This is a genomic window from Clostridium sp., assembly GCF_051654825.1.
Lineage (GTDB): Bacteria > Bacillota > Clostridia > Clostridiales > Clostridiaceae > Clostridium.
The window spans coordinates 1-17197 of sequence record NZ_JBOFYU010000123.1 but is presented as its reverse complement, the minus strand read 5'-3'; the positions used below and the strand labels follow the sequence as shown (position 1 = coordinate 17197).

The 17197-nt window shown below is 30.4% G+C and carries 14 protein-coding genes and 1 riboswitch; of the genes, 1 reads left to right on the top strand and 13 read right to left on the bottom strand.

The features are described from left to right. Positions 1-14: 14 nt before the first annotated feature. The 13 genes from ACRDBA_RS07630 to ACRDBA_RS07570 form a co-directional block, all read right to left on the bottom strand. Complete coding sequence (locus tag ACRDBA_RS07630; RefSeq protein ID WP_438572330.1) at positions 15-569, bottom strand: NAD(P)H-dependent oxidoreductase; 555 nt, start codon at positions 567-569, stop codon at positions 15-17. 127 nt (positions 570-696) lie between these two features. Continuing rightward, positions 697-3654, bottom strand: a complete 2958-nt coding sequence (locus ACRDBA_RS07625; protein WP_438572329.1) for a sialidase domain-containing protein — start codon at positions 3652-3654, stop codon at positions 697-699. A 117-nt stretch (positions 3655-3771) separates the two neighbouring features. Beyond that, the gene (locus ACRDBA_RS07620; RefSeq protein WP_438572328.1) at positions 3772-4962 is read right to left on the bottom strand and encodes a cyclically-permuted mutarotase family protein; all 1191 of its coding nucleotides are present in this window, start codon (positions 4960-4962) and stop codon (positions 3772-3774) included. 112 nt (positions 4963-5074) lie between these two features. Continuing rightward, positions 5075-5158, bottom strand: a riboswitch (cyclic di-GMP riboswitch). Then, a complete protein-coding gene (locus tag ACRDBA_RS07615) occupies positions 5128-5778 on the bottom strand; it encodes an SGNH/GDSL hydrolase family protein (RefSeq protein ID WP_438572327.1) in 651 nt (216 codons plus the stop codon). Its footprint overlaps the riboswitch before it by 31 nt. A 9-nt stretch (positions 5779-5787) precedes the next feature. Continuing rightward, positions 5788-6702 carry a dihydrodipicolinate synthase family protein gene (locus ACRDBA_RS07610; RefSeq protein WP_438572326.1) on the bottom strand — a complete coding sequence of 305 codons (915 nt, stop codon included), beginning with the start codon at positions 6700-6702 and terminating at the stop codon, positions 5788-5790. Between the two features lie 3 nt (positions 6703-6705). Beyond that, positions 6706-7617 (bottom strand): ROK family protein, encoded by a 912-nt coding sequence (locus ACRDBA_RS07605; RefSeq protein WP_438572325.1) that lies wholly within the window; start codon positions 7615-7617, stop codon positions 6706-6708. Next, the gene (locus ACRDBA_RS07600) at positions 7617-8321 is read right to left on the bottom strand and encodes an N-acetylmannosamine-6-phosphate 2-epimerase (RefSeq protein WP_438572324.1); all 705 of its coding nucleotides are present in this window, start codon (positions 8319-8321) and stop codon (positions 7617-7619) included. Before ACRDBA_RS07600 ends, ACRDBA_RS07605 begins: the two co-directional genes overlap by 1 nt. Next, positions 8314-9336 (bottom strand): ABC transporter ATP-binding protein, encoded by a 1023-nt coding sequence (locus ACRDBA_RS07595; RefSeq protein WP_438572323.1) that lies wholly within the window; start codon positions 9334-9336, stop codon positions 8314-8316. The genes ACRDBA_RS07600 and ACRDBA_RS07595 overlap by 8 nt, the downstream gene beginning before the upstream one ends. Continuing rightward, positions 9329-10333, bottom strand: a complete 1005-nt coding sequence (locus tag ACRDBA_RS07590) for an ABC transporter ATP-binding protein (RefSeq protein ID WP_438572322.1) — start codon at positions 10331-10333, stop codon at positions 9329-9331. The genes ACRDBA_RS07595 and ACRDBA_RS07590 overlap by 8 nt, the downstream gene beginning before the upstream one ends. A 10-nt stretch (positions 10334-10343) precedes the next feature. Further along, positions 10344-11267, bottom strand: a complete 924-nt coding sequence (locus ACRDBA_RS07585; protein ID WP_438572321.1) for an ABC transporter permease — start codon at positions 11265-11267, stop codon at positions 10344-10346. A 10-nt stretch (positions 11268-11277) separates the two neighbouring features. Then, a complete protein-coding gene (locus tag ACRDBA_RS07580; protein WP_438572320.1) occupies positions 11278-12240 on the bottom strand; it encodes an ABC transporter permease in 963 nt (320 codons plus the stop codon). A gap of 95 nt (positions 12241-12335) precedes the next feature. Beyond that, positions 12336-14012 (bottom strand): ABC transporter substrate-binding protein, encoded by a 1677-nt coding sequence (locus ACRDBA_RS07575; protein WP_438572319.1) that lies wholly within the window; start codon positions 14010-14012, stop codon positions 12336-12338. Between the two features lie 72 nt (positions 14013-14084). Beyond that, positions 14085-14912 carry a MurR/RpiR family transcriptional regulator gene (locus tag ACRDBA_RS07570; RefSeq protein WP_438572318.1) on the bottom strand — a complete coding sequence of 276 codons (828 nt, stop codon included), beginning with the start codon at positions 14910-14912 and terminating at the stop codon, positions 14085-14087. 319 nt (positions 14913-15231) lie between these two features. Between ACRDBA_RS07570 and ACRDBA_RS07565 the strand changes: the two genes are divergently transcribed. Next, positions 15232-17197: SBBP repeat-containing protein (locus ACRDBA_RS07565; RefSeq protein WP_438572317.1), on the top strand; the 1966-nt coding region annotated here is incomplete at its 3' end.

The following is a 17197-nucleotide window of genomic DNA, read 5'->3' as shown; positions in this document are numbered from 1 at the left end:
ATATTTTTTTATTTTTATCCAAAATATTTATTTAATAATGCTTCTTTGTCATCACTTTCAGTATTTATATTTATATATTGAACATTGTCTATACCGCAAATACCTAACGTACCTTTAACTATGACTGTCTCAATAGGATTTTTTAACTCCTTTTCTATAAAATCAGTGTCAGTTTCAGAAGTACTTACAACCATACCTGATTTTATGTGTGTTAATAACCCTTTTGGTTTGTTTCCTTGTTCAGTAAATGCAAATTCCTTTATAAATACCTTATCAAAAAATCCTTTAAGTATTGCAGGAACGTTGTTAAACCATAGTGGGAATACTAATATCAATTCGTCTGTATCCTTAATTATTTGTTGATATTTTTTTACTAACTCATCATCAGTTTTGCCTTCATTGTATAGTTTTTCCTCTATCTGAGTCATTACTGGATTAAACTTATCTTTATATAAATCTATTATTTCATATTCTACACTGTTATTCTCTAGCTTAGACTTTAATTTCTTTACTATTTCATTGCTAAATGAGTTTTCATTGTTACTTGCTACTATTATTGTTGATTTCATAATTTACACATCCTTTTCTATATAGTCAGTATCTATTTTATCCATAGATGCGCTTATTAATTATCAATGGTTTACTCTTTTTTAAAATTACCATATCTCTAAATTAAATCTGTCATTTTCACATAATTTATTTCATATTTATATTGACCTTTGCTGTTTTTGATTCTTTTCCTCCTAGGTATCCAGATGCTACTTCCACCTTATATTTCCCCTTAGAACTTAAATCTTTAAGTATGTAGCTATTTTCATTTTTACCTACAGATTGTAGTTTTTTCCCATCTACATATATTACATAATTTTCTATACCTGTAATATCGTCTGGCACATCCCATGATATAATAGCGCTACTTCCACTTATACTTGCATTTAATCTTTTCGGTTGTTGTAGCTTTAATGCGGATGTAGTTGTTGTATCTATTAATACTTTTTCTGATTCTTCTCCATTTTCATATTTAGATGTAACTTCAAATTGATATTCTGTTTGAGGATTTAAACTATTTGCTACAAATATTAACTCTTCATCTTTATTCACTGTTCCTATCATTTTTCCATTTTGATATATATTATATTCTACTAACCCTCGTGTATTTTGAGGCGCTTCCCACGAGATTTTTGCTGCTATATCACTTATGTTTTCTACTTTGATATTAATTGGAGTTTGTATCTGTAATGGTTCTCCTACTTGTATATTTATTGGAGTTTCAAATATTTCTAATTTATACACTTTATTAAATACATTTATTATTTCCATATTTTCATTAGCTTTTAATGCTAATTGATAATTTCCATCCTTAACGTCTACTGGTATATTTCCTGTGAATATCACCTCTTGAGCATTTTCATATTTACTCATATTAAGTATCATATCTTTTCCATTGATATGTATTACTATACTTCTATCACCCATTATAGATATGTTTTGATCAAATTTTATTTTAATTTGTATTTCATCATTTGGATTGTAATATTCTTTTTCATTTACTACTACTACATCTTCTATTTTAGGTGCAGTTGCATCTTGATTTCTATTAAATTTTAAATAATTCAAATTCATTTCAGTATAAGACATTTCTTTATTATCTGTTCCCTCATAAAATAGTCCTACATTTCCATTAGGTAACTCTGTTAAACATGAGTATGCAAAATAACCATTTTTTACTAATTTATTATATTTCCAGTCAAATTCATATTTAGGCTCACCATTCTCATAAGTTCCATTTTGATTTATTAATCCTACCCTAACTGTTCCATTAGCTCTAGAACTTGCGTTAGGATTTGAGAATAGTATGGCATCTTTGCCATCTACTTGTTGGCTATAATTAGCTACACTTAATTGACAATATGGCTCTCTTAAATTTGTATCTTCTACTACATCATCATCCCAAGTAGCTCCACCATCAAAACTTGTAGCTATTCTTACATAACTTCCCGTATTTCTCATAAACATCTTTAATTGACCATTAGGCATTTCAACAACTTGACACTCTGTTAATTGATTTCCACTTTGTTGCGTCTCGGCATTTCCTATTTGACCATTGCCCATATCTCTACCATCCGTTGCCGTTTCTCCTATTTTCCAGTTCTCACCGTTATCATCACTATATATTACCGCACTAGATTGGAACCCATATTTATTTGTTAAATATACTGGGAATACTATTCTTCCTGCATATTTTCCATTTTCTATTTGGTGACCTCTACCTGGCCCGGTTCCTAAGAATCTCATCCAATCAACTTTTACATCTTTATTAAGATCTATAGGTTTGCTCCATGTTTTTCCATCATCATCGCTATGTATTAATGAAAGATAGCTAGTTCCTAGTACTTTTAATGGACTTGTACTAGTTAATACATTATCTATTTTTTCATTATTTTCAAATAGATCTCTATCTTCATTCATCACGTAATTAGTTACATTGCCTTGACTATCATATACTTTTCCTTCTTCTCTTACAGTATACTCATTATTACTTTTATCAAATAGTTGAAGATATCTTACTCCATCTATTTCTTTGTATCCACTTCCTGTTTTAGAGTTAGGGAATCCATACCCTGATGCAAAATGAGTTACTAATAAGAATATTCTTCCACTTTCTTTATCTTGTACCATTGCTGTATCTATAGCAGATGCTTTATCTGGGTAATCTAATATAATTTGACCTTCATCCCACGTCTTTCCACCATCTTCGCTTCTTTTGATTGCGGTGTCTATATTATTAGGTGAATCTCCTCCATTAGATATTCTTGCATCTATTGATGCTAACACTGTACCATCTTTAGTTGTATATAATGCTGGAATTCTATAGTTATTAGACCCTAAATTTCCCGGTGCAAATAAGTCTATTGGCTCTGATTTGTATGCTCCTTCTGGTAGATTGTCATCTTCCTCTGGTTGCTTAGTTTCAGATGTTTTATTTATAAGGTATTCATTTGATATTAAATTTGAGTATACATTTATAAAATCTATATCGCCTCTAAATTCATACTGATTCCCTGAGCTTCGTGGAGTTTTTCCTATAAATGCAGAATTTAATCCTTCTATATCACTTAAGAATTTAGTGTCATTAGTTTGTTCTTCCTTCACTAATTCTCCATTTAAATAAATAGAATATGATTTATCTTTTTCAACTTTGAATGCCATAGTATTAAAACCTTCATTCAAAGCTACATTTGCATAAATATGCTTATTTATTCCTTTTGATTCATCTCTTATTTCAACACCTACTTTGCCAGCTGATTTATACATATGAAAATGTGTTGCATTTTTAGTTGAATTTGATATACCTATTAAACTATCAAGTTCATCATTACTTCTAAATCTTGCTATTATTGTACCTTGTTCTAAATTTTTAAGTTGATCTAATTTATCTGATATATTAAGTATATCTTCACTTTTATTTATTCTTATATTTTCATTATTTAATATCATATTTTCTTCTACTATTTCATTTTTTAATTGTAAATCTGAACTTTTTATAATTGGATTTTTATTTATATTATCGTTTCCTATTGCTTGTATTGGTACAGATATATTGCTTATAACTAAGGTTGATATTATTCCTGCAATAACCTTTTTATTTTTCATTTAAGTTTCCCCCCATTATTATTTAATAAAAATATGCACATAATAAAAGCACAAATAAATTAATTTTTATTGTATTATAAATACTTTCTTAATTAAGCTATTTGTGCTTTTGTGTTGTTACTTGTTAAATATTGTTCCTACAAATGTTCTTTCAGTTCTAACTCCTGGTTTTATTTCACCATTTATTGAATATATCTTGTTTCCATCTTTAACAACACCTGCTCCACAAGGTGCATTAAATGGTACTTCTCCTACACTTCTCCAAGCATCGTCTTCTGCATTGTATATTAATATATTTTTATTCCAATTAAACTCATGAGGATCAGCCCCAAAGTACTTTTGTCTAAATTCTTCTAACTGTTCTCCTTGTAAACTTCCTAGATTGCTAACTGCATTATCATATACCTCTTTGTTGAATCCACCTATAACTAACATTTCTTCATCATTAATCTTTACTGAACTAGCTCCTAATAATGATATATCATTTCCATTTAATTCAACATCAGAAACTTGCTCCCATTCATTATCTTCCATATCATATTTGTATCCATCTGTATGAGCTATATCAAATTCGTCAGTATTAGATATTCTCCCTCCACCACTAAACACATATAATTCATCATCTAGTATTTGAGCTACTGATTGAGTTCTAGTTTCAGCTCCTGGCATAGCTGCTATCTCTTTTGTTTTTCCTGTTTTTGTATCAAATCTATACATCTTATTACTTGCCTTACCATCTTGTTTTCCTAACCCAACATAGATATACTTACCTTCTTTTACAGCTATTCCATCACTAAATGTAAAAGGCAAATCTCCTATATGTTTTGATTTAAGCTTTCCTTTTTTATCAACTGTAAATAAAGTCACATTATTTGCTTCATTGTTATCAGTACTTCCACCTATATAATAGACTCCTTCATCTGTAGTAATTGAGCTTCCATATCCTATTTCATATTTTAATTGTGTATGATTGACTTGCTTTAGTTTTCCATCTTCTTGCTTTAGTACATATACATCTGGATAAAGTTTTTTAGGACCTCTATCTACTACTGGTTTATCTGGGAAGTTTGCTCCACCACCAGCTATTATGTAATCCCCTGACTTACCTGCAAGTAGTCCAGCTGTCCCTATATTCTTCTGTTGCCCAAATTGTGCTTCTAAATCTCCACCGTGTTCCCAAAGTATTCTTTTTATACTCTCATCATTTTTATTATCTCCATTTATAATACCTATATTTGACATACTAGTAAGTCCTATCAGTAACGCTGATGAAAGTGCTATAGTCATAGCTCTTGTTCTTTTTCTCATTTTCAATTCCCCCTAATTTTAATTTTTTAAAATTAAAAACCACCTTAACTAAAAGGTGGTTGCCATCATAAATAAACCCAATACACATTGAGTAATCAAAAGATAAATATCCTTTGGCAACTGGCTAGCATAGATTTTATCCTTAGCCCCTTTAGCTTTGCGACCCTAAATTTCTTTAGGTTTGCCTATTAAGTTTTTCACTACTTCATACAATTTATTTGCTAATACATTATGAGCCTCTTCATCTAGATGCATATAATCATAATCACTACATACTACGTATGGCGATGGATTAAAATAATGACACCCTAATTCTTTAGCTACATTTTCATAAAGATCTATTATTTCATAAGATTTTCTAGAACACTCTTTCCCCATAGTAGCATAGCACTCCACATTTTCTATTTCTTTTCTTATCGGCAGCGGTGCAACTATCAATATATTTGCATTGTTGTTCCTAAAAGCTTCTTTAATACCCTGTGCTTTTTTTATAAGTCTAGATAAACCTATACTTATAACCTGGGCACTTGCTCCAAAACGTTCTTTGGTATCGTTAGTTCCTAGCATTATTATTAATAAATCTATCGGTTCATGGGTCATCAGGCAAGGATATATATAATCAAGCCCACTTAGTCCTTCATGTATTGGATCATTAAAAACTGTAGTTCTCCCACTTAGTCCTTCTTCTATTACATAGTATTCTTCCCCTAGTAACTTTTGAAGTCTACCTGTCCATCTAGTATCTTTGTCAAATCTGCCTCCATTTGCTGGATTATATCCATGAGTGTTAGAATCTCCAAAACATACTATATTCATATTTATCACCTACCAATTTTTAGTTTCTGATATTGTGTTTTGTATGTCATTGTAAAGTGATATTAAGTTCTCATCTTTACTATCTACTGGTAAAAATGGTAAACGAGGTACTCCTATGTCTAATCCATCTAGTTTTATCAATGATTTTACACATCCATATAAAGACCCAAAACTAAGCATTCTATATACATATTGAAGCATTATTCCTTGAAGTTCTTTTGCCTTATTATATTCTTCTCTTCTTATTAAATCTTCTAGTTTAAGATATAACTCAGGCATTCCTGCATACGTACCACCTATACCTGCATCTGCTCCCATCATTCTACCTGCTAAATATTGTTCATCCGGACCATTAAACACTAAGAAGTCTTTTCCTCCTATTGCTTTGAACCTTGCTATATCATGAGCTGGATCTGAAGAACATTTAACTCCTAATACTTTTGGATTTTCACACATTCTTTTTAGTATATTATCTGATAAATTAAATCCTGTTAGCTGAGGTATGTTGTATATGAAAAATGGTATATCTGCTGCTTTTGTTATTTCAGTCCAATGAGTGTATACACTTTCTTCCCCTAATCTATAATAAACACACGGTACTGCAGAAGTTGCATCTGCACCATAATCAGCTGCATGTTTTGCTAGTTCACATGCATGCTTTGTACTAGCAGTTCCTACATGTACGATTATAGTCATTTTACCTTTCATTTCATCACAAACTGTCTCAACAACAGCTTTTCTTTCTTCGTTATCTAGTAAAAATCCTTCTCCTGTACTTCCACATACATATAAACTTCTTATTCCTTTATTATATAAATAGTTTACTAACTCTCTTGTTTTATCTAAGTCAACTTCTCCACTTTCCTTAAATGGTGTATTTAATGCTACTGTTATATTTTTAAATTTATCTAATGAATAACTCATATCTTATTCCCCATCCTTTAAATAGTTGTATAATGCTCCTACTACACCTGCATCATTTTTTAGTTTTGCGCCCTTTATCTCAAGGTTCTTAGCAAAGTTTAGCATTACCTTTTCTTTTACCTTTTTACTTACTTTATCTATAAATAATTCCTTTTGTTCACTAACAGCCCCACCTATTAGTATTATTTGTGGATTAAATATATGAACCAGTGATACTAATCCATCTGATATATCATCTATCCAATTATCTACTATATCTCTTATATTGTTATCATATGGTACTTTATCAAATATTTCCTTACCATTTATATCATCAGTGTTTAATTCTTCTTTTACTATTTTTATAAGTGCACTCATAGAGGCATATCTTTCGTAGCATCCGTTGTTTCCACAACTACATTTTATACCTTTATTATTTATAGAAAAATGGCCTAATTCTCCACCTATACCTAAATGACCATTTAGTACTTCTCCATTTACTACTATTCCTCCACCTACACCTGTTCCTACTGTTATCATTACAATGTTTTTGTATCCTTTTCCATTACCTAAAAATAACTCCCCTAGAACTGCAGCATTTGCATCATTTATCACAGTTGTTTTCACGTTATATTTAGATTCTAGCTCTTTTTTTATCTGAGCTCCTTCATAGTTTTTTATATTACCTCCTGTACCTACTACAGTACCAGTATTTATATCTACTTGACCTGTAGCCGATACTCCTATTCCTTCAAAACGCTTTATATTATATTTATCAATAAATGTATCTATTGATTTTAATACAGTACTTAGTATTGGTGTTTCATAGTTATCGAAGCTCACTGAATATTTATCTGATGATAAAATCTCACCTTCTTTATTTAAAAGAGCTATTTTTACTGTGGTTCCTCCAATATCTATACATAAATAATTCATTAACTACATTCTCCTTTAGCTGCTTGTATAAATCTCTGTGCTATTTCTAAAGGTCTAGTAATAGCGCCTCCTACAACTACAGCATATGCCCCTGCACCAAGCATCTCTTTTACTTGATGTGGATAGTGAACTCTTCCTTCCGCTATTACTGGTATTAATATTTCCTTAGATAATTTAGATACTAACTCTACATTATCTATATTAAGTTCTTTGCTTTGTGTTGTATATCCATTGAGAGTAGTACCTACAAAGTCTACTCCACATTTATATGCATTTATCCCTTCTTCATAAGTTGATATATCAGCCATTAATAAAACCTTTGGATATTTTTCTTTTATTTCTTTTATAAAATCATTTATATGTTCATTGTTTAGTCTTTTAGAAAAAGTACAATCAAGAGCTATAATATCAGTATCAACTTTAACTAACTCATCTATTTCTTTCATTGTTGGTGTTATATAAACTTCACTACCTTCATAGTTCTGTTTTATTAGTCCTATTACAGGTAAACCTGTTTCTTTTTTTATTTCTATTATATCTCTTATACTATTGGTTCTTATTACTGGCGAACCTGCTTGTTTTGCAGCTCTAGCCATAAGATACATTATAGATTTTTCTTCTACATATAATGGCTCTCCCGGTAATGCTTGACATGATATTATAACCTTACCTTTTATATCTTTTAATATTTCTTTTTTATTCATTCAAAACACCTTCTTCCATCTCTTTTACCGCTAAATGGCAAGCAACAAAATGTTCTTTACCATCTACCATATATGATTTCATATCAGGTGTCTCTGTTTTACAAATGTCCATACAATGTCTGCATCTTGGATGGAAAAAACACCCGGATGGTGGATTCATAGGACTCGGTACATCTCCCTCTAATACTATTCTTTCTTTTTTATGATTAACATCTGCTACTGGAATTGCTGATAAAAGCGCTTTAGTATATGGATGCATAGTATTTTTATATAGAGATTTTGCATCTGCAAGTTCCACTATTTTGCCTAAATACATTACTGCTATTCTATCACTAATGTACTCTACTACACTTAAATCATGGGTTATAAATATATATGTTAAGTTATGTTTTTCTTTTAATTCTTTAAGTAAGTTTAAGACTTGTGCTTGAATGGATACATCTAGTGCTGATACTGCTTCATCACATATCACTAGTTCTGGATTTATAGATAAGGCCCTAGCTATGCCTATTCTTTGACGTTGACCTCCACTAAATTCATGTGGATACCTATCCATATATTCTCTTCTCATATTTACTGCTTCTAGTAAATCACCTATTATTTTTCTTCTTTCTTCCTTTGAGCTTATTCCAAACTTTTTAAGGGGATCAGACAATGATTGATATATTGTAAACGATGGATTTAAAGATGAATGTGGATCTTGAAATACTATTTGTATTTTCTTTCTTGCTAAGTCCATTTCATCTTTTTTTAGTTTAGTTAAATCTCTAGCTCCATCTTCAAAATTGTATATTATTTCTCCATCAGTGGCTTTATATAGTTGAAGTATTGTTTTTCCCAAAGTTGTTTTTCCACATCCTGATTCTCCAACTAAGCCTAAGGTTTCTCCTTTGTATATTTCTAAATTAACATCATTTACTGCCTTAACGTAATTTTTAGTTTTAGAAAAGAAACCTTCTTTTACCTGAAAATAATTTTTAACTCCATTTAAAGTAAGTAAAACTTCCTTAGACATTTAACGCCACCTCCTTGCATCTAACACATCTAACCATATGAGTCTCACTATTTATAAACTCTTCATTCGGCATTTTATCATCACATTCTTTTATATAATAATCACATCTAGGCGCAAACTGACATCCTGGTGGTCTATCAAATGGATCTGGAGTAGCACCTTTTATTGGGTTTATATCTTGCTCTGCCCCTTTTCCTAGTATAGGTATTGATTTTAATAGAGCTTTAGTGTAAGGGTGTGCTGGATTTTCTAATACTTCTTTAGCACTACCACTTTCTATAATATTACCCATATACATAACAGCTACATCATCTGCTAACTCACACACAACACCCATATCATGAGTTATTAGCATTATAGCTGTGTTATATTCTTTTTTAAGTTTTTCCATAAGTTCAAATATTTGCGCTTGTATTGTAACATCAAGTGCAGTTGTTGGTTCATCAGCTATTAGTATCTTTGGATTGCAACTCATTGCCATAGCAATCATTGCCCTTTGTCTCATACCACCACTAAACTCATGTGGATATTGGTCAATTCTTTTCTCAGCTAATGGTATTCCCATATCTTGTAGTAATTTTAGCGCTCTTTCTTTAGCTTCCTTTTTAGATATATTCTCATGAGCTCTAATCATCTCAACTATTTGCCATCCTATTGTATATACAGGATTTAATGCTGTCATTGGATCTTGGAAAATCATAGCTATATCTTTTCCACGCAGAAGTCTCATTTCTTTTGAATTTCTTTCTAATTCATTTATTTTTATGTCACCATTTTCGCTATGATATATTATTTCTCCCTCTTCTATTCTAGAGAACTTCGGTAATAACTGCATTATTGATGATGCTGTAACACTTTTACCACATCCTGATTCTCCAACTATACATAGTGTTTTACCTCTTTTAAGTTCCATTGATACTCCATTTAACGCTTTATTACATCTATTGTTTGCATAGAAATATGTTTTTAAGTTATTAACTGTAATAATTTTATCCATGATATCCCCCTTATTCAACACTTGTTGGATCTGTAGAGTCTCTTAAACCATCTCCTATAAAGTTTATACTCATTACAAATAATGATATAACTATACCTACAGGTAACCACATCCACCAGTTATTTTGAAGTGTAAATAAATCTTGTGAAGCATTTAATATATTACCCCATGTTGCAATTTCAAGTGGAACTCCAAGTCCTAAAAAGCTTAGGGCTGCTTCTTCTAGTATAAACATTGCCGTACTTAATGTTATGTTTACACTTATTGGTCCTATTATATTTGGAAGCATATGTTTGTAGCATATAATAAAATCATTTAACCCAAATACTTTTAGAGATTGAACATATTCTTCTTCCCTAATTGATAATATTTGAGATCTCGCCATTCTAAATACACTACCCCACCCACAAATAATAAATATTATAACTATATTTGAAGCACTTTGACCTATTATTGAAACCAACATAAGTACTAATATAAGTTGAGGGAATGACATAAACACCTCTGATATTCTTACTAAAACTCTATCTAGTATGCCACCCTTGTATCCACTATAGCATCCTAGTCCAACTCCTATTACAGCACAACCTAAAGCACTACCAAATCCTATAAGTATTGATAATCTACCGCCATATAAAATTCTTGTAAATATATCTCTTCCTATTTTATCAGTTCCAAGTAGATGATTACTTGATGGTGGCTTTAGTATACTTTTCATATCTACTGCTAGTGGATCATATGGAGTCAAAATAGGTGCAAATATACAAGCAAGTAATATTATAGAAAATATTATAATCCCTATTGTTGTAAGCTTATTAGAAAACATTTTCTTTACTAATCTATTCTTTGGCTCTTTAAAGCTCTTATTTTCTTCTCTTTCTTTTATTTTATCAAATTTATCATTTAATCTTTTTTTCGGTGATAAACTTATCATAAAATACCCCCTACTTTTCAAGTTTAACTCTAGGGTCTAAAATAGCAGTAAATATATCAACTAAAGTACTTGCTATTAAAACCATTGTTACAAACATTAATGCTATAACCATTATTAGATTATAGTTTGCTGCTCTTATTGCAGTATTAAACACATTTCCAACACCTGGCCACTGGAATATAGATTCTATAACAACAGATCCTGCTATAAGAGTTGGTAATCTAAACCCAACAAGTACTATTACAGGAGTAAGTGCTACTCTAAATCCATGAACTAAATTAACTCTCCATTCAGGAAGTCCCTTACTTCTTGCTGTTTTTATGTACTCTTTATTCATAGTATTTAACATACTTGTTCTTGAGTATCTCATAACCCCTGCAGTCATTGATAAACCAAGTACAAGTGAAGGAAGTATTAAATACTCTATTCTATCCATAAAGCCTTCCATTCCAGGTACCATCCTACCACCTGCTGGAAGTACACCTAAATTCAAAGAAAATATAAGTATTGCAACCATTCCAAAGAAAAATTGTGGAATAGATACACCAATCATACCAGCGATAGTCATTACATTATCTTCGATAGAGCCTCTTCTTATCGCTCCTAAAACTCCTAGTATACTACCTAAAACTGTCGAAATTATTAACGCTGCTCCTGATAATTCAAGAGTTGCAGGTAAAGTATCTTTTATAATTTGAATCACAGGAACACCACTACTTGAACTATATCCAAAATTCCCTTGAAGTAATTGCCCTAGCCATTTAAAATATCTAATAAAAAAACTATCATCAAGTCCATAAGCTTGTCTAAGAGCTAATAGTTGTTCCTCTGAAAGTCTAGCCAAAGCCTCTGGGTCCATCAAATGAGAAACAGGGTCACCTGGAGTTAAATCAAGTAAAAAGTATATAATAAAAGTAATTATAAACAACATAGGAATCATTCCAAGAATCTTTTTTACTGTATATTTAAACATACCTTCTCTCCTTTATTTTATTAAAGGGCTGTATAAAACTTATACAACCCTTTATATAACTTCTTAATTAACTTATCTATTTATCTCTATCTATATTACTCTGCTAAAGTCCACTTGTGTATATCCCACTTGTAGTTAAATTGAGGATTCCCTAATTTTTCTGGCATACCTTGTATCTTATCAGTCTTAATTACAAATACTGGTTGATAGTATAGTGGTAATGCAAATAACTCTTCATTTTCATATTTTTGAAGTTCATTGAAAGCTTTTTTAGTTTGTTCTGGATCTATACTTGCATTAGTCGCTTTTATTAATTCATCTAACTCAGCTACTCCTGGAGTATGAGAGTTAAGCGCAGCACCTGTTTGATATCTATCATAATATTCATGCATAGATAATGCAGCTGTTGCACCATAGCATAAGTCAAAATCAACAGCACTTGGTCCATTTACTGGATCTTTAGGAAGTGACCATAATAATGTAGCTAAATCACCTTCAACAAGTCTGAATTTCATCTTTATTCCTACTTGAGCTAAACTATTTTGTATTATTGACATTAAGTCAACAGTTTGTTGATCTGTATAGTAATAAACAACATCTAACTCTGTATTAGGATCCCAGTTAGCTTCTTTTAGTAATTCTTTTGCTTTTTCTGGGTTATACTCATAATTATTAAGTCCATCCACTTTATCTAATCCATTAGGAGTTAAACTATTTGCAGGTATAGCAGCACCTTCAAATATACCTTCAAGTATAGAATCCATATCAAGTGCATACATTATAGCTTGACGAACTCTTTTATCTGCTAAAGGAGCTTTACTTCCATCAGCTTTTGGGAATTTATTAGCGAAGAATAATCTAGTATATCTAACATCAACCTTCTCTATATCCATTCCTTCAGTTCCATCTAAAGCTTTAACATCTGCAATGTTTTTAGTATATGAATAATCTAATTTACCAGCTTTTGCATTTGTTACTAAGTTTGGATCACTGTCTCCAGGACTTGGATTTAAGTGCATTTTAAATGATGGTGCACCATCCCAGTATTTATCAAACCCTGCAAGTGTTGTATAATTACCCATTTTTACCTCTTCAACTTTAAATGGTCCAGAACCTACAGGATTTCTAAAGAATTCTGCTTGTTGGAATGTAACAGGGTCTACACTTTCAAGGTGCTCTTTAGGAAGTATCGCAAATTGTGTAAATGTAAGTAATGCATCTGGAGCTAAGTCTTTAAACTTTATCTCTATATTATTCCCATCAACTATAATACCTGATATTTGATCAGCTTTTCCTTCTATATATTCAGTTGCACCTTCTATTTTATTAAATGTATTTGCAAATACACTATTTAAAACTGTAGTTTTTAAACTATATTCTATACTCCATTTAACATCATCAGTTGTTAAAGGTTTTCCATCATGCCAACTAAGATTTTCTCTAAGTTCAAATTTAAGATTTTTACCATCTTCTGATAATTCATATGATTTAGCTAATTGTCCTTCTCCAGGTATTGGGTTTAAGTTTTCATCTGCAAATATTAGTCTGTCATATAATACTTTGTTGTAAACAAATGTACCTGGGTTTAACCATGGAGTTTCAAAAAATTCTTCTGGACCTCCATTTGTGTAAAGCGTATTTGCTTGACCTTGTTGTTTGCTTGGTGTACTGCCTTTTTCATCTGCACTTTCATCACTTGCTCCTGAGCAACCAACTACACTCATAGCCATTAATGAAGCAACTGCTAAACTAATAAACTTTTTAGCCTTCATAACATCATCCTCTCTTTTTAATTTTTGAGATATAATTTATTCAAGGTATTTTTAAATACCCAGTAATACAAATTAAACCAAAACTTCTTCATCATTAAATCTATACAATGCATTTAATGTATTTAGTTTTGTTTGATAATAACATTCATTATTAATGAAGTAAGTATATAATACATCTATCATTATTAATATTGGAAACTGAGGTGATATACAGTCTCCAGCCTCTAGGTCTTTAATTGTTGGTATTAATATAATTTCGTCACAAAAACTTAATAGATGAAATGATTTATTTGATGTAATCATTATGATTTTTGCTCCATTAGACTTAGCAATACTAATCCCTTGAAGTATCTCTTTAGTTATACCGCTTAGAGATATAGCTATAATAACGCTTTCCTGATTAGCAAGTGATGATAGCATTTTGATTCTATGAGAATCATGAACAGCTTCAATATTTAATCCAAGCCTCATAAACCTTAGATGAACCTCTTCAGCTACAATTCCTGAACTTCCCATACCAAATACGCATACTTTATTTGATTTTGATAATAATTGTGATATTTTTTTCATTTGATTTTGATTGATCATTTTATGACAACTATCTAACAAGTCTTGATATGTATTGATGACTAGATTTGAAATTTCTTCTTTATTGTATTTACTAATGTTTTTTTCATATTCAAATATAAATTCTCTAAATCCTTTATATCCACATTTTTTTGCAAACCTTGATAATGATGCTTCTGAAACAAATAATTGTTCAGATACTATCTTTGCTGATAATGTTCCTTGTTCCTTGTTGTTGATAAAAAAACTAGCAATCGTTTTCTCTGCATTAGTAAAACTCTCATATCTTAACTTTAGATTTTTAAGTACTGAGTTGTCAGAGTATTCTAACATAACTACCTCCTATTTATACTTTTCTAAAGTTAAATTTTATCTGTTTATATTCCTTCTTTATACCTCAAGTGTAACTAAATATTAGTTGCTTTGCAATAAAATAACATAACTTTGAAAACATTTTCAGTTTTTTTTCATTATTTAATGTTTTTTCATTATTTTCGTTAATATTGTCATATTTAATGAAACTAATTTCAATATAACAACATTAATGGACAAACACACAAAATAAAACTATCACTCTATCAACAAATATCATAAGAATATATATACTAATATAGAGTTGATTTTACGATATATTATAAAGAGGAGAACTACTATGAATAATAAATCAAATATTCTAAGTAATATACCATTTATATTTGAAAAAAATATAGGCCAATATGATAAAAATGTAAGATTTGTACTAAAAAATGGTATAAATACAACATTTTTTACACAAGAAGAAATAGTAATTGCCTTAACTAAAATAAAAGAAGAACATACAAATGATCAAAATGATAGATTAAACAATATAAAAGAATATGAAACTAGCGTATTGAGAATAACATTAGAAAATGCAAATCAATATCCTGAAATTACAGGTTTAAATGAACTTGACTGTAAAATAAACTACATCAAAGGCAATGATGAAAATGATTGGAGTCTAAATGTACCTATCTATGAAAAAATAATATATAAAGATATATATAACGGAATAGATTTAGTGTACTATGAAAATCAAGGTAAACTAGAACACGACTTTATAGTAAGCCCAAATGCTAATATCAATAGTATAGAGATAAGTTTTGATGGGGCTGATGATATAAGTTTAGATAATGATGAGAATATATTGATAACTATTAAAGATCATACTGTTGTAATGTTAAGACCTAAGGTATATCAATATATAAATGATACTGAAATAGAAATAGATAGTAGCTTTTTAATAAAAAACAATAACGTTACTTTTAATATATCTGATTATAACAAAGATAAGATTTTGATAATAGACCCTGTATTAATGTATGGAAGCTATATAGGAGGGAGCAATGATGATAGAAGTTATAGTATAACTATAGACAATAATCAAATTGCTTATTTAACTGGATCCACGCTTTCTACTAACTTTCCAATAAAAGATGCCTATCAATCTACTTTGCAAGGAGGTCGTGACATATTTTTGACTAAAATAGATACTGCATTAAGTGGAGTAAGTAGTCTAATATATTCAACATATATTGGTGGAGATAGTGATGATGTTGGTTATGGTGTAACTGTAGACAATAATCAAATTGCTTATTTAACTGGATCCACCTCTTCATCTAATTTTCCAGTGAAAAATGCATATCAAAATACTTTACAAGGAAGTTCGGATGCATTTTTAAGCAAAATAGATACAACTTTGAGTGGTAGTAATAGCTTAATATACTCAACATATATTGGTGGCAGTAATTCTGATACAGGGAACGGTGTAGCTATAGATAATAATCAAAATGCTTATATAGCAGGATCTACCTATTCATTAAATTTTCCAGTTAAAAATTCATACCAAAGCACTTTTCAGGGAATTCGTGACGCATTTTTAACCAAGATAGATACTACTTTAAGTGGCACAAATAGCTTAATATACTCAACATATATTGGTGGCAATAATGATAATGTTGGTAGTGGTGTAGCTGTAGATAATAATCAAAATGCTTATATAGCAGGATACACCTCCTCTATTAATTTTCCAGTTAAAAATGCATATCAAATCACCTTACAAGGAGTCTATGATGCATTCTTAACTAAGATAGATACTACCTTAAGTGGTACTAATAGCTTAATATACTCAACATATATTGGTGGCAATAATTATGACTTGTGTAAGAGTGTAGCTGTGGATAACAATCAAAACGCTTATATCTCAGGTTACACATATTCTACTGACTATCCTTTGAAAAATTCATATCAAAGTAGTTTACAAGGTACAATTGATGTATTCTTGACAAAAATAAATACTGCATTAAGCGGAGTAAATAGTTTAATATATTCCACATATATTGGTGGCAGTAGTTCTGATTATGGATCGGGTATAGCTGTAGATAATAATCAAAATGCTTATATAACAGGTAACACATATTCTTCTAATTTTCCAGTGAAGAATGCATATCAAAGCACTTATCAAGGAAATTCTGATGCATTTTTAACTAAAATAGATACAACTTTGAGTGGTACAAATAGCTTAATCTACTCAACATATATTGGTGGCAACAATGATGATGCTGGCTATGGTATAGCTATAGATAGCAATCAAAATGCCT

Coding starts and splice junctions, on each gene's coding strand:
- ACRDBA_RS07630 (WP_438572330.1), bottom strand. CDS start 569: ATGAAATCAACAATAATAGTAGCAAGTAACAATGAAAACTCATTTAGC.
- ACRDBA_RS07625 (WP_438572329.1), bottom strand. CDS start 3,654: ATGAAAAATAAAAAGGTTATTGCAGGAATAATATCAACCTTAGTTATA.
- ACRDBA_RS07620 (WP_438572328.1), bottom strand. CDS start 4,962: ATGAGAAAAAGAACAAGAGCTATGACTATAGCACTTTCATCAGCGTTA.
- ACRDBA_RS07615 (WP_438572327.1), bottom strand. CDS start 5,778: ATGAATATAGTATGTTTTGGAGATTCTAACACTCATGGATATAATCCA.
- ACRDBA_RS07610 (WP_438572326.1), bottom strand. CDS start 6,702: ATGAGTTATTCATTAGATAAATTTAAAAATATAACAGTAGCATTAAAT.
- ACRDBA_RS07605 (WP_438572325.1), bottom strand. CDS start 7,617: ATGAATTATTTATGTATAGATATTGGAGGAACCACAGTAAAAATAGCT.
- ACRDBA_RS07600 (WP_438572324.1), bottom strand. CDS start 8,321: ATGAATAAAAAAGAAATATTAAAAGATATAAAAGGTAAGGTTATAATA.
- ACRDBA_RS07595 (WP_438572323.1), bottom strand. CDS start 9,336: ATGTCTAAGGAAGTTTTACTTACTTTAAATGGAGTTAAAAATTATTTT.
- ACRDBA_RS07590 (WP_438572322.1), bottom strand. CDS start 10,333: ATGGATAAAATTATTACAGTTAATAACTTAAAAACATATTTCTATGCA.
- ACRDBA_RS07585 (WP_438572321.1), bottom strand. CDS start 11,267: ATGATAAGTTTATCACCGAAAAAAAGATTAAATGATAAATTTGATAAA.
- ACRDBA_RS07580 (WP_438572320.1), bottom strand. CDS start 12,240: ATGTTTAAATATACAGTAAAAAAGATTCTTGGAATGATTCCTATGTTG.
- ACRDBA_RS07575 (WP_438572319.1), bottom strand. CDS start 14,012: ATGAAGGCTAAAAAGTTTATTAGTTTAGCAGTTGCTTCATTAATGGCT.
- ACRDBA_RS07570 (WP_438572318.1), bottom strand. CDS start 14,912: ATGTTAGAATACTCTGACAACTCAGTACTTAAAAATCTAAAGTTAAGA.